Origin of the sequence: Pseudomonas sp. GD03903, assembly GCF_029840045.1 — a bacterium.
Classification (GTDB): Bacteria; Pseudomonadota; Gammaproteobacteria; order Pseudomonadales; family Pseudomonadaceae; genus Pseudomonas; species Pseudomonas pseudonitroreducens.
Genome location: NZ_JAOCBT010000002.1, coordinates 166,078 through 186,042 on the forward strand (window position 1 = coordinate 166,078; position 19,965 = coordinate 186,042).

At 60.3% G+C, this 19,965-nt stretch carries 23 protein-coding genes; 14 read left to right on the forward strand and 9 right to left on the reverse strand.

Going from position 1 to position 19,965, the window contains the following annotated elements; translation table 11 throughout:
- Position 1: 1 nt before the first annotated feature.
- Both N5C91_RS03295 and N5C91_RS03300 read left to right on the forward strand, forming a co-directional pair.
- Positions 2 to 610 (forward strand): RNA polymerase sigma factor, encoded by a 609-nt coding sequence (locus N5C91_RS03295; protein ID WP_279827963.1) that lies wholly within the window; start codon positions 2 to 4, stop codon positions 608 to 610.
- Positions 604 to 843: a zf-HC2 domain-containing protein gene (locus N5C91_RS03300; protein ID WP_236171707.1), complete on the forward strand. Its 240-nt coding sequence runs from the start codon at positions 604 to 606 to the stop codon at positions 841 to 843. Before N5C91_RS03295 ends, N5C91_RS03300 begins: the two co-directional genes overlap by 7 nt.
- A 292-nt stretch (positions 844 to 1,135) precedes the next feature.
- Here the strand turns inward: N5C91_RS03300 and N5C91_RS03305 are convergent, their stop codons facing one another.
- Positions 1,136 to 2,056, reverse strand: coding sequence for a DedA family protein/thiosulfate sulfurtransferase GlpE (locus tag N5C91_RS03305; protein WP_279827965.1), 921 nt, complete (start codon positions 2,054 to 2,056; stop codon positions 1,136 to 1,138).
- 301 nt (positions 2,057 to 2,357) lie between these two features.
- Here N5C91_RS03305 and N5C91_RS03310 point away from each other — a divergent pair, with 301 nt between their 5' ends.
- Positions 2,358 to 3,674, forward strand: a complete 1,317-nt coding sequence (locus N5C91_RS03310; RefSeq protein WP_236201479.1) for an OprO/OprP family phosphate-selective porin — start codon at positions 2,358 to 2,360, stop codon at positions 3,672 to 3,674.
- A gap of 195 nt (positions 3,675 to 3,869) precedes the next feature.
- Here the strand turns inward: N5C91_RS03310 and N5C91_RS03315 are convergent, their stop codons facing one another.
- The gene (locus tag N5C91_RS03315) at positions 3,870 to 4,334 is read right to left on the reverse strand and encodes a GNAT family N-acetyltransferase (protein ID WP_279827966.1); all 465 of its coding nucleotides are present in this window, start codon (positions 4,332 to 4,334) and stop codon (positions 3,870 to 3,872) included.
- Between the two features lie 145 nt (positions 4,335 to 4,479).
- On the opposite strand from N5C91_RS03315, the gene N5C91_RS03320 reads away from it, so the two are divergent.
- Both N5C91_RS03320 and N5C91_RS03325 read left to right on the forward strand, forming a co-directional pair.
- Positions 4,480 to 5,619, forward strand: a complete 1,140-nt coding sequence (locus N5C91_RS03320) for an acyl-CoA dehydrogenase family protein (RefSeq protein WP_279827967.1) — start codon at positions 4,480 to 4,482, stop codon at positions 5,617 to 5,619.
- 42 nt (positions 5,620 to 5,661) lie between these two features.
- Positions 5,662 to 6,843, forward strand: a complete 1,182-nt coding sequence (locus N5C91_RS03325; protein ID WP_279827968.1) for a CaiB/BaiF CoA-transferase family protein — start codon at positions 5,662 to 5,664, stop codon at positions 6,841 to 6,843.
- Between the two features lie 6 nt (positions 6,844 to 6,849).
- On the opposite strand, the gene N5C91_RS03330 is transcribed toward N5C91_RS03325, so the two are convergent.
- The 3 genes from N5C91_RS03330 to N5C91_RS03340 form a co-directional block, all read right to left on the reverse strand.
- Positions 6,850 to 7,347, reverse strand: a complete 498-nt coding sequence (locus N5C91_RS03330; RefSeq protein ID WP_236171690.1) for a SprT family zinc-dependent metalloprotease — start codon at positions 7,345 to 7,347, stop codon at positions 6,850 to 6,852.
- Positions 7,348 to 7,590: 243 nt separating this feature from the next.
- The gene (locus N5C91_RS03335; RefSeq protein ID WP_024764594.1) at positions 7,591 to 8,187 is read right to left on the reverse strand and encodes a Yip1 family protein; all 597 of its coding nucleotides are present in this window, start codon (positions 8,185 to 8,187) and stop codon (positions 7,591 to 7,593) included.
- Positions 8,188 to 8,347: 160 nt separating this feature from the next.
- The gene (locus N5C91_RS03340; protein WP_279827969.1) at positions 8,348 to 8,944 is read right to left on the reverse strand and encodes a DNA-J related domain-containing protein; all 597 of its coding nucleotides are present in this window, start codon (positions 8,942 to 8,944) and stop codon (positions 8,348 to 8,350) included.
- A 101-nt stretch (positions 8,945 to 9,045) separates the two neighbouring features.
- Between N5C91_RS03340 and ttcA the strand changes: the two genes are divergently transcribed.
- The 6 genes from ttcA (at position 9,046) to N5C91_RS03370 (ending at position 13,357) form a co-directional block, all read left to right on the forward strand.
- The gene (gene ttcA / locus N5C91_RS03345; protein WP_017522174.1) at positions 9,046 to 9,873 is read left to right on the forward strand and encodes a tRNA 2-thiocytidine(32) synthetase TtcA; all 828 of its coding nucleotides are present in this window, start codon (positions 9,046 to 9,048) and stop codon (positions 9,871 to 9,873) included.
- Positions 9,874 to 9,907: 34 nt separating this feature from the next.
- Positions 9,908 to 10,579: a DNA-3-methyladenine glycosylase I gene (locus N5C91_RS03350; protein WP_279827970.1), complete on the forward strand. Its 672-nt coding sequence runs from the start codon at positions 9,908 to 9,910 to the stop codon at positions 10,577 to 10,579.
- A gap of 28 nt (positions 10,580 to 10,607) precedes the next feature.
- Entirely contained in the window at positions 10,608 to 11,372 is a 765-nt protein-coding gene (locus N5C91_RS03355) for an NAD-dependent deacylase (RefSeq protein WP_236201482.1), read from the forward strand.
- Between the two features lie 69 nt (positions 11,373 to 11,441).
- Complete coding sequence (locus N5C91_RS03360; protein WP_236171684.1) at positions 11,442 to 12,068, forward strand: C40 family peptidase; 627 nt, start codon at positions 11,442 to 11,444, stop codon at positions 12,066 to 12,068.
- A gap of 80 nt (positions 12,069 to 12,148) precedes the next feature.
- Positions 12,149 to 12,679, forward strand: a complete 531-nt coding sequence (locus N5C91_RS03365) for a C40 family peptidase (protein WP_236171683.1) — start codon at positions 12,149 to 12,151, stop codon at positions 12,677 to 12,679.
- A gap of 15 nt (positions 12,680 to 12,694) precedes the next feature.
- Positions 12,695 to 13,357 carry a class I SAM-dependent methyltransferase gene (locus N5C91_RS03370; RefSeq protein ID WP_279827971.1) on the forward strand — a complete coding sequence of 221 codons (663 nt, stop codon included), beginning with the start codon at positions 12,695 to 12,697 and terminating at the stop codon, positions 13,355 to 13,357.
- Between the two features lie 45 nt (positions 13,358 to 13,402).
- Here the strand turns inward: N5C91_RS03370 and N5C91_RS03375 are convergent, their stop codons facing one another.
- Genes N5C91_RS03375 through N5C91_RS03385 form a run of 3 tightly spaced genes read right to left on the reverse strand, consistent with a single transcriptional unit; the run spans position 13,403 to position 15,853 of the window.
- Positions 13,403 to 14,152 (reverse strand): SDR family NAD(P)-dependent oxidoreductase, encoded by a 750-nt coding sequence (locus tag N5C91_RS03375; RefSeq protein WP_236171680.1) that lies wholly within the window; start codon positions 14,150 to 14,152, stop codon positions 13,403 to 13,405.
- Position 14,153: 1 nt separating this feature from the next.
- Complete coding sequence (locus N5C91_RS03380) at positions 14,154 to 15,455, reverse strand: FAD-binding oxidoreductase (RefSeq protein ID WP_279827972.1); 1,302 nt, start codon at positions 15,453 to 15,455, stop codon at positions 14,154 to 14,156.
- Positions 15,452 to 15,853, reverse strand: a complete 402-nt coding sequence (locus N5C91_RS03385) for a GtrA family protein (protein ID WP_279827973.1) — start codon at positions 15,851 to 15,853, stop codon at positions 15,452 to 15,454. Before N5C91_RS03385 ends, N5C91_RS03380 begins: the two co-directional genes overlap by 4 nt.
- A 57-nt stretch (positions 15,854 to 15,910) precedes the next feature.
- On the opposite strand from N5C91_RS03385, the gene N5C91_RS03390 reads away from it, so the two are divergent.
- From N5C91_RS03390 to N5C91_RS03400, 3 genes are all read left to right on the forward strand, one after another.
- Positions 15,911 to 16,780 (forward strand): decaprenyl-phosphate phosphoribosyltransferase, encoded by an 870-nt coding sequence (locus N5C91_RS03390; protein WP_279827974.1) that lies wholly within the window; start codon positions 15,911 to 15,913, stop codon positions 16,778 to 16,780.
- On the forward strand, positions 16,777 to 17,196 hold the full coding sequence (locus N5C91_RS03395; protein WP_279827975.1) for a divergent PAP2 family protein: 420 nt from the start codon (positions 16,777 to 16,779) through the stop codon (positions 17,194 to 17,196). The genes N5C91_RS03390 and N5C91_RS03395 overlap by 4 nt, the downstream gene beginning before the upstream one ends.
- Positions 17,197 to 17,338: 142 nt before the next feature.
- The gene (locus N5C91_RS03400; protein ID WP_279827976.1) at positions 17,339 to 19,183 is read left to right on the forward strand and encodes a hypothetical protein; all 1,845 of its coding nucleotides are present in this window, start codon (positions 17,339 to 17,341) and stop codon (positions 19,181 to 19,183) included.
- Between the two features lie 61 nt (positions 19,184 to 19,244).
- Here N5C91_RS03400 and N5C91_RS03405 read toward each other — a convergent pair whose 3' ends face one another.
- The gene (locus N5C91_RS03405; RefSeq protein WP_279827977.1) at positions 19,245 to 19,943 is read right to left on the reverse strand and encodes a pirin family protein; all 699 of its coding nucleotides are present in this window, start codon (positions 19,941 to 19,943) and stop codon (positions 19,245 to 19,247) included.
- Between the last annotated feature and the right edge of the window lie 22 nt (positions 19,944 to 19,965).

A 19,965-nucleotide genomic window follows, 5' to 3' on the forward strand; every position in this document is an offset into this window, starting at 1 on the left:
CGTGCAGAGCGACGACAGCGAGCTGTTGTCGCGCCTGCTGGCCGGTGACCAGCAGGCCTTCCGCACCCTGGTAGCCACCTACCAGGGTGCGATGCGTGCCGTGGCCATCGCCATCGTCGGCAGCGTCCATGCCGACGAAGTGGTGCAGGACGCCTGGCTCGCCGCCGTGCGTAATCTCGATGGTTTCCAGGGCCGCTCCAGCCTCAAGACCTGGCTGCTGACCATCACCGCCAATACCGCCAAATCCCGCCTGCGCAAGGTCCGTCGTGATGTGTCGCTAGACGATCTGCCAGCACCTCATGGCAGCATCGACGATTCCCGTTTTGCCGCCGACGGCCACTGGAACACTGCGCCCCTGGCCTGGCACGAGGACTCGCCCGAGGCGCTGCTGGCTGAGGACGAACTCCGAGAATGCCTGGAGAAGACCCTGCTCAGCCTCTCCGAACTGCAGCGCAGCGTGCTGCTGTTGCGCGAGCGCCAGGGATTGGAGTTGGAGGAGATCTGTAATCTGCTGGAGGTTTCGCTCTCCAATGCCAGGGTGCTGCTGCACCGTGCACGGCTGAAGGTGTTCGCCACCGTGGAGCACTTCGAGGAGACCGGGGAATGCTGACCTGCAAGGAACTGGTAGCGCGCTCCAGCGACCTGCTGGACGAACAACTGGGCTGGCGCGAGAAGCTCGCGTTGCGCCGGCATCTGCTGTTGTGCCGCAACTGTCGACGCTATCTGCGGCAGATGCGCCTGACCCAGGCGACCCTGCGCCTGCTGCCAGAGCCGCCTCGCCCGGACGCGGAGCGCCTGGCTGACCATCTCGCCGAACTGCGCCGGGACAGCGCGCGCCGCTGATCGTTAGCTCACTCCTACGCTGGCGATTGGCGCAGGAGCAGCTGTCTTTCTCGGGAAGCCCGTGCCGATGCTTTCCCCTCACCCCAGCCCTCTCCCGGGGGAGAGGGAGCAGTCCGTGCCGGCTGGCCCCCAAGATTCATCCTGCACCGAACGGTCCCCTCTCCCCTTGGGAGAGGGCTAGGGTGAGGGCCGACCCGAGCGCAGAACTTTCACGTAGGAGCGGACTCTGTCCGCGATGGTCTCTGGCGTAATGCGGGCCTATCGCGGACGGAGTCCGCTCCTACGCCAGGTTTCAGACCTGCGCTGGAATCTGCGCCCGCCATGCATCCAATCCGCCCGACAGTGCCCACGTACGCGGGTGTCCGAACGCCTGCAGCCGCTCCGCCAGCATGGCCGCGGAAAGTTCGTGGGGGCAGGCGCAGTAGATCACCACGTCCTTGTCCTCCAGGCTGCCGCGCAGCTCGTCCAGCGCCCCGTCCAGGCTGAAGGCGATGGAGCCGGGAATCGCCTCGTCATCGAACTGCGCGCGCACGTCGAGAATTAGCGGCGGCTCGCCAGCGTCCAGGCGTGCCCGCAGCTCGTCGACGCTGATGCGCGGGATACGCGCGGTGCGTTTGAGCAGGCTGAAGCGCTGCCAGAGCTTCCAGGCGATGAACAGCGTGAAGGCGCCCAGTAATGCCGACACGCCGACGCTGGCGTACTCGGTGAGCCAGCCCAGCACACGGTCCACGGCATCGCTGAAGATGCTCCCGAGCATCAGCGCCGAGCCGGCCCAGAGCGCTGCACCGGCACAGTCGTAGGCGAGGAAGCGTGGCAGCGGCGTGCGGGTCATGCCGGCCATGGTGGTGGTCAGCGCGCTGGCGCCGGGGAGGAAGCGCGAGATCAGCAGCGCGCGCGGGCCGATGCGCAGGTAAAGGCTCTGGCTCTGGCGGATGCAGCTGTCCGGCGACAGCGAGACTTTGCACACGCTGCGCAGCATGAAGCCACCGTAGCGTCGGCCGGCACAGAACCAGATCAGGTCGGCGATCAGGCAAGCCAATACCGCTACGGCAAGCGCCTGCCCCAGCGGCACGCCGCTGCCTTGCAGAGCAAGAGCGCCGGCGACGATCAGCGCCGGGTAGGCGGGAATCGGCAGGCCGAGCTGTTCGAGCAGCACATTGAAGAACAGCAGGGTAAGGCCGTGCTGCTGGATCAGGGGTTGCAGTTCGTGCATGGGAAAGCCTGAGCGGGGAAGGTCTTTCAGGAGAAAGTGAAAGCATACCGGTAAAGCGGACTTCAGAAAGTGCCTGCAAGCCTACTGGCGCGCGGCTTAGCACCTTTATGCCATAAAGAAATCAAAAGTTCCTTTGTAATAAAAGTTTTATCTACGAGCAACCGATCTGAAATAACCCCTCGCCAAGATTCCCAGCAACACAAACGGGGGCCGCCAGAACGGCCTGTGCGAGTCCTTGGGGGGCGCGCAGCAGCCAGGCACTCGGCGTGTTCAACGCAAATACCATTAAGGGGAATCTTCGATGATCCGTAAGCACTTCGCCGGTTACGCCGCCACTGCCCTGGCACTGGCCGTTTCCGCCCAGGCTTTCGCAGGCACAGTCACCACCGATGGCGCCGATATCGTTATCAAGACCAAAGGCGGTCTTGAAGTCGGCACCACCGACAAGGAATTCAGCTTCAAGCTCGGTGGCCGTCTGCAAGCGGATTACAGCCGCTTCGATGGTTTCTACACCAAGAACGGCAACAACGGTGACGGCGCCTACTTCCGCCGCGCCTACCTGGAACTGGGCGGCACTGTCTACAAAGACTGGAAATACCAGATCAACTACGACATGTCCCACAACTCCGGTAACGCTGACAACGGTTACTTCGACGAAGCTTCCTTCAGCTACACCGGCTTCGCCCCGGTTACCCTGAAGTTCGGCCGCTTCGATCCGGACTTCGGTCTGGAAAAAGCCACCAGCTCCAAGTGGGTGACCGCTACCGAGCGTACCACCGCCTACGAACTGGCTGACTGGATCAACACCCACCAGGACGGCATGGGTGCCCAGGTTGGCGGCGTCGTCGCCAACATGGCTTACCTGGACGCCGGCATCTACGCCAAGGATGCTGACGACACTGACGGCGACAGCGTCAAGCAGTTCAACTTCCGTGGCGTGTTCGCTCCGATGAACACCGACGGCAACGTCCTGCACATCGGTGTGGACTACGCCTACCGTGACCTGGATGACACCGCCTTCGACTCCCGCATCCGTCCGCGTCTGGGCATGCGTGGTATCGCCACCAACGGCGGTAACGACGCTGGCGACAACGGCAACCGTGCCACCTTCGGCGGCGCCACCCTGAGCCCGGCCGGTTCCTACAAGGACGACTCCACCTGGGGTGCTGAATTCGCCTACGCCATCGGCCCGTTCTCCGCTCAGGCCGAATACCTGAAGCGCAAGCTGAAGGCTGATGCCGACGCCTACGAAGACATCAAGGCTGATGGCTACTACGGCCAGCTGGCCTACACCATCACCGGTGAGTCCCGCGTGTACAAGCTCGATGGCGCCAAGTTCGACACCATCAAGCCGGCCAACAAGGAAATCGGTGCCTGGGAAGTCTTCTACCGTTACGACCACATCAAGGTTGATGACCCGAACGTGGTCGTGGCGACTGCCACCCGCGACGTGGGCGACACCAAGGCCAGCACCAACACCATCGGTGTGAACTGGTACGCCAACGAAGCCGTGAAGGTCTCTCTGGACTATGTTCACGTCAGCACCGACGGCATCCGCAATGCCAACGGCGACGACGATGGCAACGGTGTCGTGACCCGTCTGCAGTACGTGTTCTAAGAACTACAGCACTACCGTTTGACTCCTTTGTGTGAACCCCCGCCTCGGCGGGGGTTTTTTTATGGGAGTCGGAAAATTGCTTGCCTATGAACGCCGGGCTGTTGCGGGTGTAGGAGCGGATTTATCCGCGATCGGGTGAGCCCGGCACGGCGGCCAGCCATCGCGGACGGAGTCCGCTCCTACGCACAGGTCGGTTCAGCGGAGCAAGGGCCCCGCCGGGCGCCGGCGGAATTCGAACTCGAGCAACTCATCGAACGGATTGCCCATTTCCAGTCGTGTCCAGCCCAGCTTGATGAGGAAAGCCAGCGCGCCCAGGTTGTCCGGCCTGACGCTGGCACGCCACAGGGGGCTGCTCTGCAGTTCCGGCCGGCCCATGACCAGCGCCATTACTGCGCGGCCTATGCCTGAGCCACGCAACTGCGGGCGTACAGCCAAGTCGGTGACGAAATAATACGGATGCGCCGGGCTGGGCAGGCAAATCCCCACCACCGCGACCAGCAGAGCGCCACGCAGAATGCTGTACTGAGCCGTTTCCGGATTGTTCAGCACCTGCTCCAGCCAGTAACGATCCATCGGGCCCAGCTGCGCGTAGAGCACTGGATCGTCGAACCAGCTTTCGTACGGCGGGATGTCCTCTGCCTGGAAAGGGCGAATCTGCATGCGGGCGCTCTCCGGTGCAGCCTTGGAAGGTTTCACCCTCTCACCTGCTGGGCGATTGCGTCAATCGACCCTGAGCGCTCGCGTCATTGAGGCCGCGCGCAGCCAGCACCTACCCTGCGGGCACTCAACCCACCGGGAGTCGATCATGCTGCGCAATCACTTCGAGACCGAACACAACCTGTTCCGCGATGCATTCCGTTCCTTCCTCGACAAGGAAGTGGTGCCCCACCAGGAAGAATGGGAAGAGGCCGGCGTGGTCGACCGCAGCGTCTGGCGCAAGGCTGGGGAGATGGGCTTCCTGCTGCCCTGGGCGGAGGAGGAGTACGGCGGCACCGCTCTGAAGGATTTCCGCTACGAACAGATCATGTGTGAGGAACTGGCCGCCATCAACGAACCGGGCTTCATGATCCCGTTGCACTCGGCGCTGTGCGGTCCGTACATCGCCGAATACGGCAACGCCGAGCAGAAGGCTCGCTGGCTGCCGGGCATCATCCGTGGCGAGAGCATCCTGGCGGTGGCAATGACCGAGCCGTCGGCCGGCTCCGACCTCGCCGGCATGCGCACCACGGCGGTGGACAAGGGCGATCACTACGTCCTCAACGGCTCCAAGGTATTCATTTCCAACGGGCTGCTGGCGGACCTGGTGATAGTCGCGGCCAAGACCGACCCGGCGAACAAGCACGCCATGGGCCTGTTCGTGGTCGAGCGCGGCATGCAGGGTTTCGAGCGCGGACGCAACCTGAAGAAGCTGGGCATGAAGAGCCAGGACACTGCCGAGCTGTTCTTCAACGAGGTGAAAGTGCCGAAGGAAAACCTGCTCGGTGATGCCAAGGGCGGCTTCTTCTACCTGATGAACATGCTGGCGCAGGAACGCCTGACCAATGCCTGCGGCGCGGTGGCCGGCGCTGAGGCGGCGCTGAACACCACCATCGACTACGTGAAGGAGCGCAAGGCTTTCGATCGCCCCGTGGCGCACTTCCAGAACACCCGCTTCAAGCTCGCCGAGATGCGCACGCAGATCGACGTGGCGCAGGTCTTCACCGACCGCTGCGTGATGGACCACAACCAGAAGAAGCTCACCCCCGAAGTGGCCGCCGAGGCCAAGCTGTTCACCACCGAGCTGCTCTGCAAGGTGGTCGATGAAGGCGTGCAACTGCACGGTGGCTGGGGTTACATGTGGGAGTATCCGATCTGCAAGATGTACGCGAACGCGCGCATCCAGCGCATCTTCGCCGGTACTTCGGAGATCATGAAAGAGATCATCAGCCGCGGCATGAAGCTCTGAGGCGCGGCGCCTACGCATCGATTGAGCGAAACAGGAGTGCCCATGAACGGCCCGCTCGCCTCCCTGAAGATCCTCGACTTCTCCACCCTGCTGCCGGGACCGTTCGCCTCGTTGCTGCTGGCCGACATGGGCGCCCAGGTGCTGCGCGTGGAGTCGCCCACGCGCATGGACCTGGTGCGCGTGCTGCCGCCGCACGTCGACGGCACCTCGGCCAGCCACGCCTACCTCAACCGCAACAAGCGCTGCATCGCGCTGGACCTCAAGCAGGCCGAGGCGGTGGAAGTGGTGAAGCAACTGGTGCAGGAATACGACATCGTGCTGGAGCAGTTCCGCCCCGGCGTGATGGACAAGCTGGGTGTCGGCTACGAGGCGCTCAAGGCGATCAACCCGAAGCTGATCTATGTGTCGATCACCGGCTACGGCCAGACCGGGCCGTTCCGCGACCGCGCCGGGCATGACATCAACTACCTGGCCCTGGCCGGCGTTGCCAGCTACACCGGCCGTCGCGAAAGCGGCCCACTGCCCCTGGGCGTGCAACTGGCAGATATTGGCGGAGGCTCGCTGCATGGCGTCATGGGGCTGCTGGCGGCAGTCATTCATCGCCAGCAGACCGGGGAGGGGCAGCAGGTCGACGTGAGCATGACCGACTGCGCCTTCAGCCTGCACGGCATGGCCGGCGCGGGGTATCTCGCCGCCGGTGTGGAACCGCAGATGGAAGGCCTCGCGCTGAACGGCGGCAGCTTCTACGACTACTACCGTACCCGCGATGGGCGCTGGTTCTCGGTGGGCAGCCTGGAGCCGCAGTTCATGCAGCAGTTCTGCGCCGCCATTGGCAGGCCGGAGTTGGCAGCGCGTGGGCTGTCATCCAAGCCGGAGGACCAGCAAGCGCTCAAGCGCGAGATCGCCATCGAGTTCGAGAAACACGATTTTCATGAGTGGCAGGAGCGTTTCGCTGCGCTGGATGCCTGCGTCGAGCCGATGTTGTCCATGGCCGAAGCGGTGGAGCACCCGCATTTGCGCGAGCGCGGCGTGGTCACGCAAGTGCCCAACGGCAAGGGGGACACGCAGCAGCAGGCAGCGTGCCCGATTCGCTTCTCCGCCGGCCTGCCGGAGCCGCGTCATGTTGGCGCTGCACTGGGCGCGCACACGGCAGAGGTGATGGCGGAGCTGGGCTACTCGGCCGAGCAGGTCAGCGCGTTGAGGGCGGCGAAGGTGATCGCCTGAGTTGCCTCACTCGCGGCGGGTTTCGCCGGTGAATACCAGGGTCGCACGGCAGCGCCGGCAATAGTAACGGCGGCCCTGGGCGACCAGGTTGTGGCGCTGGGACGAGAAGGGGAATTCATTGCCTTCGCCGCAGTGACAGCGATACAGGTAGCGGGTGGCGCGGCGGCGCTTGATCTCGTAGGTGTGGCAGCGGTCCGGCGGCAAGCCGTAGATGCCGCGCATGATCAGTTGCCACTCCTCGCCGTGCGGGCGAATGCGCGGACCGAACATCTGATGGGCGATCAGGTGCGCCACTTCATGGGCCACGGTCTGCTGCAGGAAGTGTTCGTGGTTTTCCCGGTACAACTGCGGATTGAAACGCAGCAGGTTTTCATCCAGATGGGCGACGCCGGCCTTCTGGCCGCGTAGCCGGAAGCTCACTTCCGGGCGGGGAAAGCGCCGCTGGAAGAAGGCTTCGGCCTGCTGATAGCAGGCTTCGACGCGAGCGTTGAGCTGTTCAGGCATACAGTGGTTCTCCGACGGGGCAAGATTATGCCGCAGTCGGGGCACGGGTGGAGGATTTCTCGCGGCCGCTCGTCCGGGGTGCAGGTTCAGGCAAGTTGGGGCGAGTTTCAGGCAAGTGCCACTTTCTGCAGGAGCGAGCTTGCTCGCGAACCTCGCCAGGAGGTGAAACCGACGGCTCGCTCTCGCGAGGAACCAAAAAGAAACCGGGCCACAAGGGCCCGGTTTCTTTTGCAGAGGGTGAAATCAGGTGTATTCCGGGCCGACGCCGCTGCCCCAGAGGATGACCGACAGGGCCATCATCGCCACCAGCACCACCAGCCCTACCGCCAGCACGGAGCTGGAGAACAGGAAACCTTCATCCTTGGGAATGTTCATGAAGGTCGGGATGCCGACATAGAGCAGGTAGACCGTGTAGCAGATCGCGGCAGTGCCGATGATCATGCCCAGCCACAGATGCGGATACAGCGCCGCCAGGCCGCCGATGAACAGCGGAGTCGCGGTGTACGCAGCAAAGACGATGCATTGGGTCAGCGATGGCGACGCGTCGTACGTACGAGCCATCCAGTGGATGAAGGCGCCCATGACGGCGACGCCGGCGAGCATGGCGATATAGGTCATGATGGTCAGCTGGATGGCGCTGGCGGCCGTCAGCTTGACCGGTCCTGCATTGCCCAATACCCAGCCGACCTGCGTAGTGCCGATGTAGGCGGAAATGACCGGGATGGCAGCGAGGATCAGGACGTGGGTGAGGTACATGTGGCTGATGGATTCTTCCTCGCCACGGATGTCCTGCCATTCCTGATCGGGATGGGTGAAGAGCCCCCACACATGATGGATCATGTCAGCATTCTCCTCTTCTTATAGAAGGCCGCCCCCCAGCCAGGCGCCTGATTCGCGTAGCCAGCGACATCCGGTGCCCGGCCGACCTATGCGACCTTAAGTCGCAGTATAGGAATGGCTGGATGCCACGTCGTCCGTGGGTTTAGAGCAAATGGAAGTTTCACGGGCGGCTGTAATAGCGCTCCAGAATTTCCATCGCCTTGTTGATCGACTGCAGGCGGGTGGTGCTGCCACCCCTGTCGGGATGGTGCTGGCTGACCAGTTGGCGGTAGCGCAGCTTGATCAATGCGTAGTCCACCGGCCCTTCCTCCAGCTCGAAAAGCGCCAGCGCTGCCGCCTTTTCCTCGTTGCCCTGCATGCGCGTCCAGAAGCTTTCCAGCAGCTTCTCCACGTCGCGCTCGGAGGTTTCCTTCAGATGCTTTTCATCGAGATAGTAGGCGCGCAGGGCGTCCTGCTCACCGAGCGCCTGCACACCACTCATATAAGGAGAGAGGCGAATCTGCAGCGGACCGATCTCCAGGTGCGCCGTATTCTCCTCCCAAAGCCGGTCGCGCAGACGGTACAAGGCGTTGAATACCAGGAAGTGGGTACGGAACAGCACCAGCTTGTCGGTCAGCGGCAGGTTGGGCACATGGGTGGAATGCCGCGCCTTCAACTGCTGGATCAGCTGGAATTCGGAAATTCCTTCAGGCGCTTCCTGCAGCAGTTGCAGGAGCTGGCCCATCAGGTCGTGGGAAGGATCGAGATCGGCGGTCATGCTGCCAGATTAGCAGTAGCCCGATAGAGGGGCTGGGGTACGCGTCGCTTTGCGCGTAAAATGACCGGCTTTTCGTCTTGCCCTTCGGATCCCAGAGCACCATGGCCAGCACCCTTTCGGTCAACCAGAACAAACTGCAGAAGCGCCTGCGCCGCCAGGTTGGCGAGGCGGTCACCGACTTCAACATGATCGAGGACGGCGACAAGGTCATGGTCTGCCTGTCCGGCGGCAAGGACAGCTACACCCTGCTGGACATCCTGCTGTACCTGCAGAAGGTGGCGCCGATTCAGTTCGAGATCGTTGCAGTCAACATGGACCAGAAGCAGCCGGGCTTCCCCGAGCATGTGCTGCCGGCCTACCTGGAGTCCATTGGCGTGCAGTACCACATCATCGAGAAGGACACCTACTCGGTGGTGAAGGAGAAGATCCCGGAGGGCAAGACCACCTGCTCTCTGTGCTCGCGCCTGCGCCGCGGCACCCTCTACACCTACGCCGACGAGATTGGCGCGACCAAGATGGCGCTGGGACACCACCGCGACGACATCCTCGAGACCTTCTTCCTTAATATGTTCTACGGCGGGACCCTCAAGGCCATGCCACCCAAGTTGCTTTCCGACGACGGCCGCAACGTGGTGATCCGCCCGCTGGCGTACTGCAACGAGAAGGACATCGAGGCCTACTCGGTGCTCAAGGAGTTTCCGATCATCCCTTGCAACCTCTGCGGCTCGCAGGAAAACCTGCAGCGCCAGGTGGTCAAGGAAATGCTGCTGGACTGGGAGCGCAAGTCGCCGGGGCGCACCGAGATCATGTTCCGCGCGCTGCAGAACGTAGTGCCCTCGCAACTGGCGGACCGCAATCTGTTCGACTTCAACAGCCTGCGCATCGACGAGACTGCGACCCCGCGCTTCCTCGACGTGATGAACCTCTGATCCGCGTAAAGAAACAATCTCGCAAGGACGTCCGATGCGCGACTACCAGTGGTTGCATGAGTACTGCCTGAATCGCTTCGGCTCCATCGAAGCCCTGGAAGCCCGCCTGCCCCAGGCGAAGTCGCCGGCAGAGCTGGAGCAGGTTGGCGATGATCGATACCTGTCGCTGATCAGCCTGCGCATCTTCCGCGCGGGCCTCAAGCACAGTCTGGTGGACGCCAAGTGGCCGGCTTTCGAGGAGGTCTTTTTCGGCTTTGATCCGGAGAAGGTGGTGCTCATGGGCGGCGAACGCCTGGAAAACCTGATGCAGGACGCTCGGTTGATCCGTCACCTGGGTAAGCTCATGAGCGTGCCGCGCAATGCCCAGTTCGTTCTGGATGTCGCTCGCGAATATGGCAGTTTCGGCAAGTTGCTGGCGGGCTGGCCGTGCGGCGATATCGTTGGCCTGTGGAAGTTGCTGGCCAAGCGCGGCAGCCAGTTGGGCGGAATGTCAGCGCCGCGTTTCCTGCGTATGGCTGGCAAGGATACGTTCGTGCTCGGTGATGACGTGGTCGCCGCGCTCAAGGCTCAGGAAATCGTCGACAAGGCCCCCACCAGCCAGAAAGACCTGGCCTTGGTGCAGGCTGCTTTCAACCAATGGCAGGAACAAAGCGGTCGTCCGCTGTGCCAGATTTCCATGATGCTGGCGTTCACGGTCAACCACTGACAAGCGGCTTTGCCGCGGGGGAAGGCGCATGGATACGGCGATCGAGCGCACTGGTTTGGCGCTGTCTCGTGCAGAACGCATCCTGGTGATCACCGGTGCCGGTCTCTCCGCTGATTCCGGGATGCCGACCTATCGCGGCCTGGGCGGCCTGTACAATGGCCGCACGGAGGAAGGTCTGCCCATCGAGGTGGCGATCTCCGGCCCGATGCTGCAGAAGGATCCGGCACTGTGCTGGAAGTACCTGGCGGAACTGGGCAAGGCCTGCCTGAATGCGCAACCCAATGCCGGCCACGACGCCATTGCCGAGCTGCAACGGCGTAAGCCGGAGTGCTGGGTGCTGACGCAGAACATCGATGGCTTCCATCGGCGCGCCGGTTCGCCGCCGGAGCGGCTGATCGAGATCCATGGCGAGCTGGCACCGCTGTATTGCCAGTCGTGCGGGCTTGAAAGTACCGAGCTGGCCGGGCATCTGGAAGGTCCGTTGCCGCCGAAGTGCTCGCGCTGTGCCGGGGTATTGCGACCGCCGGTGGTGCTGTTCGAGGAGATGCTGCCGGAGGAGGCGATCGACACGCTCTACGCGCAACTGCGCAAGGGATTCGATGCCGTTCTGCTGGTGGGGACCACTGCGAGCTTCCCCTATATCATCGAGCCGGTGCTGCGCACGCGGGATGCGGGGGGCTTCACTGCCGAGGTGAATCCGGGGCTGACGGACCTGAGTTCGGTGGTCGGAGAAAGAATGGTGGGTCGAGCCTTAGACATTATGCCGCGCCTGCTGAGTCACATTCCTCGATAAAAAACTTGCATTAGCCCCATTGAGCGGGCAAATTAGCCCGCTAATAAATGGAGCTAATGAGACACGGTCGTGCCCATGCTTAAACGCTTAGCACCCCTCGTGCCCATGAGTTTCGTTCTGCTGCTGGCAGCTTGCGCCAGCCATTCGCCGGAATCGCAGCCGAACCAGGTCGCTTCAGTGCCTGCCACTCGAGCAGCGTTCCAGGTAAATCAGCACAACATAGCGCTGGTGAATGAGTCGCAGGACGAGGGGGCCAAAAACGATAACGGCAGTTCGACTGCCCATGTATCCGACATTCTGGACCGCGCGTTCTCGCTGATCGGCACTCCGTACCGCTTTGGCGGAAAATCGGAGCGGACCGGTTTCGATTGCAGCGGTTTCGTGGGCTACCTGTTCCGCGAAGAGGCGGGCATCAGCCTGCCGCGCTCCACGCGTGAGATGATCAATCTGGACGTCCCGCTGGTCTCGAAAGAAGACCTGCAGCCGGGCGACCTGATCTTCTTCAACAACCGTGGTCGCGGTCGGGTCAGCCATGCCGGCATCTATATCGGTGACGGCCAGTTCATCCACTCCGCCAGCCGTCGTGGCGGTGGTGTACGGGTGGACAGCCTGGACGAGAGCTACTGGCGCCTGAGCTACATGGAAGCCAAGCGCGTGCTCGAACCTGGCTACGAGTCGAAGACGGCGACGCGTTAAACTTAAAGTTTTACTTTAAGTATTGCGCTCAAGTCACTGTTGGTACAAAGTGATGGCACTCCTTGACGGGATGCCATCACATGCTCGTTCTTCAGCGCATCATCTTTCTTGCTGTTCTCGCCTCGCTGGCCGCCTGCGCCAGTCGCACCCCGCCGTCGCCGCCGCCCGTGGTGAACGCGCCCGCCGCTCCCGTCTACAACTCCCAGGCTGCTGACGATATCCTGATCCGTGCCATTGGCCTGGTCGGTACGCCCTATCGCTGGGGCGGCAATACGCCTGATGGCGGGTTCGATTGCAGCGGCCTGATCGGCTACGTCTACCGCGACGCCACCGGCCTGATGTTGCCGCGCTCCACTCGCGAGATGATTTCCATGCGCGCGCCCACTGTCGGCCGGGAGTCCCTGCAGAGCGGAGACCTGGTGTTCTTCGCTACCAGCGGTGGACGTGGTGTCAGTCATGCGGGTATCTATGTAGGGGAAGGGCGCTTCGTTCACGCGCCCAGAACGGGCGGTACCGTGCGCCTGGACAGCCTCGACAGCGCCTATTGGCAGAAAGCCTTCCTAGAGGCCAAGCGCGTCCTCGCCGTGCAGAGTCTCGCCCTCCACCCCTGATCCTCGGGAGGGCTCATGACTACCCGTACGCTGAATCTCGACGACGCGCTCTATCAGTACCTGATTGACGTTTCCCTGCGTGATTCTCCGGTCAAGGCACGGTTGCGCGCCGAAACCGCCAGTTTGCCCATGTCCCGCTGGCAGGTTGCTCCAGAGCAGGGGCAGTTCCTTGCGCTACTGGTCAAGCTGATGGGCGCGAAACATATCCTCGAAATCGGCACCTTTACTGGCTACAGCGCCTTGTGCATGGCAGAGGCTTTGCCTGAGGGTGGCCACATCCTCTGCTGCGACCTGGCAGGCGAATACAACGACATCGCTCGCAGCTACTGGCACGATGCCGGTGTCGACTCGCGTATCGAACTGCGCCTCGGGCCAGCCCTGGCCACGCTGGAAGGCCTGGTGGCTGGCGACCAGCAGGGCAGCTTCGACCTGGTATTCATCGATGCCGACAAGGCCAACTACCCCACGTATCTGGAGCACGCCCTGGCCTTGCTGCGCGAGGGCGGCCTGGTTGTCTTCGACAACGTGCTGTGGGGTGGGCGGGTATTGGAGGTGGACTCTCAGAGCGCGGACACACGGGCGATCCAGCAGCTCAACCTCGCGCTGAAGCGTGATGAGCGGGTGGATTATTCGCTGGTGCCGATTGGCGACGGAATGAGTCTCTGCCGCAAGCGCTAGGGCCTTGGGGGCAGAAGCCTCGCCGGGAGGCGAGGCTGTTCCGCGTCAGATATTGAGCTTGTTGAAGATCGCTGCCGGCAGGTGCCGGATGACCCACATGATCAACTGCCACTTGCGTGGCGTGTACAGCGTGGCAACGCCCTTGGCCACTGCCTGAACGATATCGCTGGCGACGTCTTCCACGGGGGCCAGGCGTGCGCCTTCTCCTTTGAGGTGTGCCGTCATGGGGGTGTCGGTGGGGCCGGGCTTGACCAGCAGCACCTTGACGTCGCTGCCGGCAAATCGATGCTGCAGGCCTTCTGCGTAGCGAGTGACCAGGCCTTTGGCAGCACCATAGACATAGTTCGACTTGCGCCCGCGGTCACCAGCTACCGAGCCGATAATGACCAGCGAGCCGCGCTTGCTGCGCTCCATCTGCGCGGCAAAGGCTTCCGCAAACAGTACGGGGGAAATGCCGTTGATCTCCAGGGCCTCCTGGGCGTGCGAAAGATCACGCTGGCAGGACTCCTGCTCGGGGAGCGAGCCGTGGGCAATCAGCACGATATCGGCGGGGCCGTTGGCCAGCAGCTCATCGACCTGTTGCTGGATGGACTGCGGGTTGATGAAGTCGGCGGTAGCGCAGCGGATTTCGCCATTCGGGCTGCGAACCTTGAGATCGGTGGCGATGCGCTCCAGTTTCGACAGGTCGCGGCCGACCAGAGTCATGTCGACATCCTGTCCCTGTGCCCAGAGGCGGGCGCAGTGCTCGGCGATGGCGGAGGTTGCTCCGATGATGATGATGCGTTTCCTGTTCACTTCAGCTTCCTAGCAAGCGGCGGGACAGACCGGAGCTGATGCCCGGGTCGCGGTAAGACAAGAATTCGTTCAGCAGGGGGTAACCGGACTCGAAGAGGTCGCGCGGCATACGTGCGTCCTTGGCAGGATACAGGCGCCCGTCTGCTTCGCGGACGATAGCGTCAAGCCGCTCGAGCAGGCGCAGGGTTCTTTCGCCTCGATTCGGGAAGTCGAGAGCCAGCGTCACACCGGGCTGTGGAAAGCCGAGCATGCCCAGCGAACTGCGGGATCCGAAGGTCTTGAGCACGGCGAGGAAGGAGCCTTCGCCCGAGGACGAGATTGCGTCCAGCATGGCCTGCACGGCGTCCTGCCCCACGTTCCGTGGCACGACACTCTGGTACTGGTAGAAGCCGCGCGGACCGTACATGCGATTCCAGTCCAGCACATTGTCCAGCGGATAGGAGAACGGCTCGTAATGGGCAATATGCCTGCCCGTCTTGCGCTGATTGAGGTGGTAATAGGCGGCGTTGAAGGGGCGCAGAGACAGGCTGTTGACCAGTGAAATCGGCGGAACCAGCGGCATGCTCAGCTTGCGCCCGCGCGGTGACTGCTGTGGGCCGCTTGCCGCCGGATTGGCGCGCATGAAGATGCCGCGGCTGCCGCCTTTCGACAGGCAGTCGATCCAGGAGACTGTCTGTTCCCACTCGGCTTCGGAGCCGTCGGCGAGGGCGAAGAATTCCGTCAGGTTGCCGTAGGGAAGGGTTTCGGTGTCAAGCCAGGGACCAGCCACTCGGCGCAGTTGCAGTTCCGCCTCGACGATGACTCCGGTCAGCCCGAGCCCGCCTACTGTTGCACGGAACCAGTCTGGTTCAGACTGGGGGCCGCAGTTGATGACCGAGCCATCGGTCCGCAGCAGTTGGATGCGCTGTACGTGGTCGCCGAAGGAGCCTTGCACGTGGTGGTTCTTGCCGTGTACGTCGTTGGCGATCGCACCGCCGACGGTAACCAGTTGGGTACCCGGGGTCACGGGCAGCATCCAGCCACGAGGGACCAGCAGTCGCTGAATGTCGCGCAGCAGGACTCCCGCTTCGCACGTCAGGCGGCCGCTCTCTTCATCGAAGTGAATCAGGTGGTCCATGCCGGTCGTCAGCCAGAGTGTGCCGCCGGGATTGAGGCAGCTATCGCCGTAGCTCCTGCCCATGCCGTGGGCGAGCCCCGGTTGCTTGCTGTTCTCTATTGCATCGGCGGCTTGGCTTGGCGAGGTGATCAATACGACATCATGCAGTGGCGCATCCAGGCGGCCCCAGGCGTTAACGGGTCTCATGCGGCCTCCATGCGGAATACATAGCGCTTGTCCAGGTGGTACTTGGTGATGTAGCCAATGGCGAGGCCGATGACTCCCCCTAGGTAGCGCATGCCGTCCGATTGGAACAGGTGTTGGAAAGTGAACTCGAATCCCCAGAAAATCACGGTCGTCGCCAAGCCCATGACGGTGTACAGCAAAAAGGTCTGTCCGTCGTGCACAGCATTGCGGGCGCGAAAACGAAAGATGTAGCGCTTGTCAAGGACGTACTTGACAACCAGGCCTATGGCGGTGCCAACCATGACGGAAATCAGCAAGGCGTAAGGTCCGGAGTAGCAGCGGAGGGTGAAATCCTGAGAGCCGATGTTTGCTACAGTGGCGATTAATGCAAGAATTGCGTAAACGAATGCCAGCTTCATCAATAAATTGTCTAATAGCAACGTGGTTAGGGAAAGGATTGCATGCAGGAGTTAGCTGTGAATCGTACTGCGCTGGGGCAGGTACGAGGCTTGGTCAAATTGATGCGCCCCAAGCAGTGGGTCAAAAACGGTTTTGTTCTCGCACCGCTCGTGTTCTCGGGGGAGTTTCTCAGCTCTTCGGCTATTAGTCACGCGCTCTTCGCTGTCCTGCTCTTCTGCATTGCGTCTTCGGCCACCTATGTCATCAACGACATGCATGACATCGAACGCGACCGCCTGCATCCGGTAAAATCGAAGTCCAGGCCTTTGGCTGCTGGCACCGTGACCCTGCCTGCCGCCTTCGCTTTGCTTGCCTGTCTGTATGCATGCCTGGTCTGGGGCTGGTTCCTAGCGCCGAAAGTGGTGATGGTTATTGTCGCCTACATGTTTTTGAATTTGGCGTATACCTTCGTTTTAAAGCATCAACCCGTCATCGATATTTTTACTATTGCGATAGGTTTTGTCCTGCGAGTGTATGCAGGTGCCATGGCGCTCAGTGTGCCTGTTTCGTCTTGGATGTTTGTAACCACGCTGTGTCTGGCCCTTTATCTCGCGGCTGTTAAACGCCGCCAGGAACTGAGTAAAAGTGGTGCTGGCGCCCGTAAGGTATTGGAAAAGTATTCCATTTCACTGGTGGACAGGTATGCGGAGATTTCTGCAACCGGTGCGTTGGTTTTCTACAGCATGTTTGTCATGTCCGCCAAGCCGGATTTGGTAATTACTGTGCCGTTGGTGCTCTTTGGGTTGTTCCGCTATTGGTTTGTGGTTGAAACGCTGGATGGGGGCGAGTCTCCCACTGACGCCCTGCTTGCTGATTGGCAGTTACTTCTGACTGTGTTGGTTTGGGGTGGTGTTTGTATGTGGGCGCTCTGGCCGGTGGTGGCATGATGGAAAAATTTAGTTACTTAATTGCCCCGTTTCTGGCTTGGCTTGTGGCGGGTTCGTTGAAGTTTCTGATTAATAGTATCAGGGCCGGGAAGCTGGCATTTGGCTTGATCGGATATGGCGGATTGCCTAGTAATCATAGCGCAATTGTTAGTAGCACGGCTGCACTAGTTGCCCTGAAGGTTGGTATCGATTCGCCGGCATTTGGAGTAGCGCTGACGCTCGCGTTTATTGTGCTTTTAGATGCGAATAGCTTGCGGCAGCAAGTAGGGAAGCACGCTGTAGCGCTGAATCGCTTAACTTCTGGTCAGGGAACATTTCCAGCTCTCAGAGAGCGCATGGGGCATACTAAATTTGAGATGCTTGCGGGGGTCTTGGTTGGGGTGTTGGTTGCGCTCTTAGTCGACGGGATGGTTTGATCGCGAAGAGGTGTTTCGCTTCTTCGAGGGTTAATTAATGTGGATGTGGAAGTGGGCAGTGTGATTGCTCGAGAATATGCTGGGGAAGATAATGGGAAATTATATCCAGGGAGAGGTTTTCTCTCAGGAGAAAGGGCGGTCGATGCACGGGGTTGTGTCACTGGCTGGGTTTTTTGCGGCGTTTTTCTTGATCTCGGCTTTTACTCTGTTTGCTTGGCAGCGCGCTGGGGTTAATACGGTAACGGGGGACGAGCCTCACTACCTACTAATGGCCAATGGGATAGTTAAGTATCGGACTTTCGAACAGACTTCCGCTTATAGGGAGGAGTTCAAAACCAGATCTATATATCAATATGGTTTGGCCCCCCAAGACGCCGAGCCAGACGGGACAAATACGCATGCATTGCCTGGAGTGCACGGGCTATACAACGTACATGGCATCGGTTTGCCGTTACTGCTGGCGGGGCCTTTCGCTGCCGGTGGTGTATTGGGAGCCAAACTGTTCTTGCTTCTCATCACCTCGATGCTGGTTATTATGCTATGGAGGTACTCTGGTCTTATAGGTCTGAGTGAGCGCAAGTCGTTGCTTATTGTTGCTCCGATAGTTTTCTCTGTTCCTTTTATTCCTGCAGCAGCACAGGTATATCCGGAGCTCACCGCTAGCGCAATTTTGGTGGCCGGTTTTGTCTGGCTGATCGGTGTGCGAGAAAAACAGCCCGGATACAGTGATTTCTGGATTTCGGGGTTGTTGGCCTTTCTACCTTGGCTGCAAATAAAGTTTTCTGTTGCGAGTTTCGTTGTTATTGTCGCAGTAATATGTAGGTTTTGGGCTGGTCGGGCTAATTTTACAAGAATTCTTGCAATTGTAATCTTGCCGGCAATTTCTTGCTGTCTTCTCGGTCTCTATAATTACTATGCATTTGGGAAAATCAGCGGCCCATATCAGGATGGGGCGATCGAGTTCAGTAAAACTTCCTTGATGGTCTTCCTGGGGTTGCACCTCGACCAGAATCAAGGCTTCCTATTTCTCAATCCTATATTGTTTTTTGGTTTGGTAGGGTTGGGGGCGTTTTATCGCTTCGATAAATATGCCTTTTGGGTGTGGTTAATTGTATATCTCTCTATTATGGTCCCGAATGCCTTGCATCCAAATTGGTACGGAGGGGGGAGTTTTTCGGGGCGCTTTGGTTGGGCTGGCACTGCGTTGTTCGCACTTCCTACGATGTTCGCGCTTTCAAAGTTCTATGAGTCAGGGAAGTATAGGTATTTCACTGTTCTCGCAGTCGTATTTCTTATTCAACTCTATTTTTTCAAGAAATACGCGGTGAAAGGGGTTTCTTTGTATAATAAAGGAGCCGAAACATGGTCGAGTTCATATTCAATATTTTACGGGCGGCTGTATGATTATCTACCAATGCTCTACAATAGTAAGTGGGCATATAGTTATGTGCAGAATTATACTTGGTTGACTCTTTCTGTTTTACTGGTCTTGCTAGGGTTTATTGGCAAGAAAATTTCCAGGGGAGCTGTGTTTGCTGCTGTTTTGCTCGCGGTTTTTGCGGTTTTTGCTGGCCATGTCTGGTCTAGGCCGGGAAATAATAGTATCGAGTTTTCCGCCAGCTCTTTGCCAGGAAAGGTTGGACAGTTCGAGCAAGGTAAAAGAATTGCAGTTGCAGGTCGGGATTCCGAGGGTTTCCTGACTTATGGTCCTTACTTTGCATTAAGTAAAGGAAGTTATAAGGTCGAGATTAATTATAGCGGCTCTGTCTCGAGTGATGTTGAGTTGGGCTGGGCCGACGTCTTCAACGCCAGTCGCAGCGAACGCCTTCAGGCACACGTTATAAATGGCACATCTGAACTTGCTGGAAAAATCGTGCTTGCCTTTGAAGTGAAGAAGAGAGATCCCGAGCTATTTGAGTTCCGTAGTTTCTGGAACGGACAGCACGATTTATCAGTCTCCTCCATCCGTTTGGAAGAAACAGACTGACTGCTCTTTTAGTGGCAGAGTTGAAAAATGGCGTGCATATGCACGCCATTTCCCCTTTTGTTCAAGCAGTTTCCACAAGAATTAGCTCACTGTCTTCCAGTGCAGTGACCTTTACCACCGCCTCGTCGGCAATGGCAGCACCGTCACGGGCGAGCAGCTCGACACCGTTGACCTCGACCTTGCCAGTTGCCGGCACCAGGTAGGCGCGGCGGCCGTTGCCCAGTTCGTACTCGGCAGTCTGGCCGGCTTTCAGGGTGGCGGCGACCAGGCGACCGTCGGCGCGAATGCGCAAGGCGTCGGTGTCGTTCTCATAGCCGCTGGCCAGGGTGACGAAGCGCCCGGCGCGGTCGCCCTTCGGGAAGGGTTTGGCGCCCCAGGACGGCGTGCCGCCGCGTACCGAGGGGATGATCCAGATCTGGAAGATCTTGGTGACATCCTTCTCCAGGTTGTACTCGGAGTGCACGATGCCCGAGCCTGCGCTCATTACCTGTACATCTCCCGCTTCGGTGCGGCCCTTGTTGCCCAGGCTGTCCTGGTGGGTGATCGCGCCCTGGCGGACGTAGGTGATGATTTCCATCTCGCGATGCGGATGGGGCGGGAAGCCGGTGCCGGCAGCGATTTCGTCATCGTTCCAGACGCGGAGGTTGCCCCAGTCCATGCGCTCGGCGTCGTAGTACTCGGCGAATGAGAAGTGGTGCTTGGCGTTGAGCCAGCCGTGGTTGGCGCCGCCGAGTTGCTGGAAGGGTCTGCGTTCGATCATGACTTAGTCCTCGTGGGGCGCG

Excerpts from the sequence above, each read along its gene's own strand:
- N5C91_RS03325 (WP_279827968.1), top strand. The coding sequence starts at position 5,662 with ATGAACGGCCCGCTCGCCTCCCTGAAGATCCTCGACTTCTCCACCCTG.
- N5C91_RS03300 (WP_236171707.1), top strand. The coding sequence starts at position 604 with ATGCTGACCTGCAAGGAACTGGTAGCGCGCTCCAGCGACCTGCTGGAC.
- N5C91_RS03350 (WP_279827970.1), top strand. The coding sequence starts at position 9,908 with ATGCGCGACTACCAGTGGTTGCATGAGTACTGCCTGAATCGCTTCGGC.
- N5C91_RS03370 (WP_279827971.1), top strand. The coding sequence starts at position 12,695 with ATGACTACCCGTACGCTGAATCTCGACGACGCGCTCTATCAGTACCTG.
- N5C91_RS03335 (WP_024764594.1), bottom strand. The coding sequence starts at position 8,187 with ATGATCCATCATGTGTGGGGGCTCTTCACCCATCCCGATCAGGAATGG.
- N5C91_RS03305 (WP_279827965.1), bottom strand. The coding sequence starts at position 2,056 with ATGCACGAACTGCAACCCCTGATCCAGCAGCACGGCCTTACCCTGCTG.
- N5C91_RS03380 (WP_279827972.1), bottom strand. The coding sequence starts at position 15,455 with ATGAGACCCGTTAACGCCTGGGGCCGCCTGGATGCGCCACTGCATGAT.
- N5C91_RS03310 (WP_236201479.1), top strand. The coding sequence starts at position 2,358 with ATGATCCGTAAGCACTTCGCCGGTTACGCCGCCACTGCCCTGGCACTG.
- N5C91_RS03365 (WP_236171683.1), top strand. The coding sequence starts at position 12,149 with ATGCTCGTTCTTCAGCGCATCATCTTTCTTGCTGTTCTCGCCTCGCTG.
- N5C91_RS03400 (WP_279827976.1), top strand. The coding sequence starts at position 17,339 with ATGCACGGGGTTGTGTCACTGGCTGGGTTTTTTGCGGCGTTTTTCTTG.
- N5C91_RS03385 (WP_279827973.1), bottom strand. The coding sequence starts at position 15,853 with ATGAAGCTGGCATTCGTTTACGCAATTCTTGCATTAATCGCCACTGTA.
- ttcA (WP_017522174.1), top strand. The coding sequence starts at position 9,046 with ATGGCCAGCACCCTTTCGGTCAACCAGAACAAACTGCAGAAGCGCCTG.
- N5C91_RS03315 (WP_279827966.1), bottom strand. The coding sequence starts at position 4,334 with ATGCAGATTCGCCCTTTCCAGGCAGAGGACATCCCGCCGTACGAAAGC.
- N5C91_RS03340 (WP_279827969.1), bottom strand. The coding sequence starts at position 8,944 with ATGACCGCCGATCTCGATCCTTCCCACGACCTGATGGGCCAGCTCCTG.
- N5C91_RS03395 (WP_279827975.1), top strand. The coding sequence starts at position 16,777 with ATGATGGAAAAATTTAGTTACTTAATTGCCCCGTTTCTGGCTTGGCTT.
- N5C91_RS03405 (WP_279827977.1), bottom strand. The coding sequence starts at position 19,943 with ATGATCGAACGCAGACCCTTCCAGCAACTCGGCGGCGCCAACCACGGC.
- N5C91_RS03330 (WP_236171690.1), bottom strand. The coding sequence starts at position 7,347 with ATGCCTGAACAGCTCAACGCTCGCGTCGAAGCCTGCTATCAGCAGGCC.
- N5C91_RS03320 (WP_279827967.1), top strand. The coding sequence starts at position 4,480 with ATGCTGCGCAATCACTTCGAGACCGAACACAACCTGTTCCGCGATGCA.
- N5C91_RS03355 (WP_236201482.1), top strand. The coding sequence starts at position 10,608 with ATGGATACGGCGATCGAGCGCACTGGTTTGGCGCTGTCTCGTGCAGAA.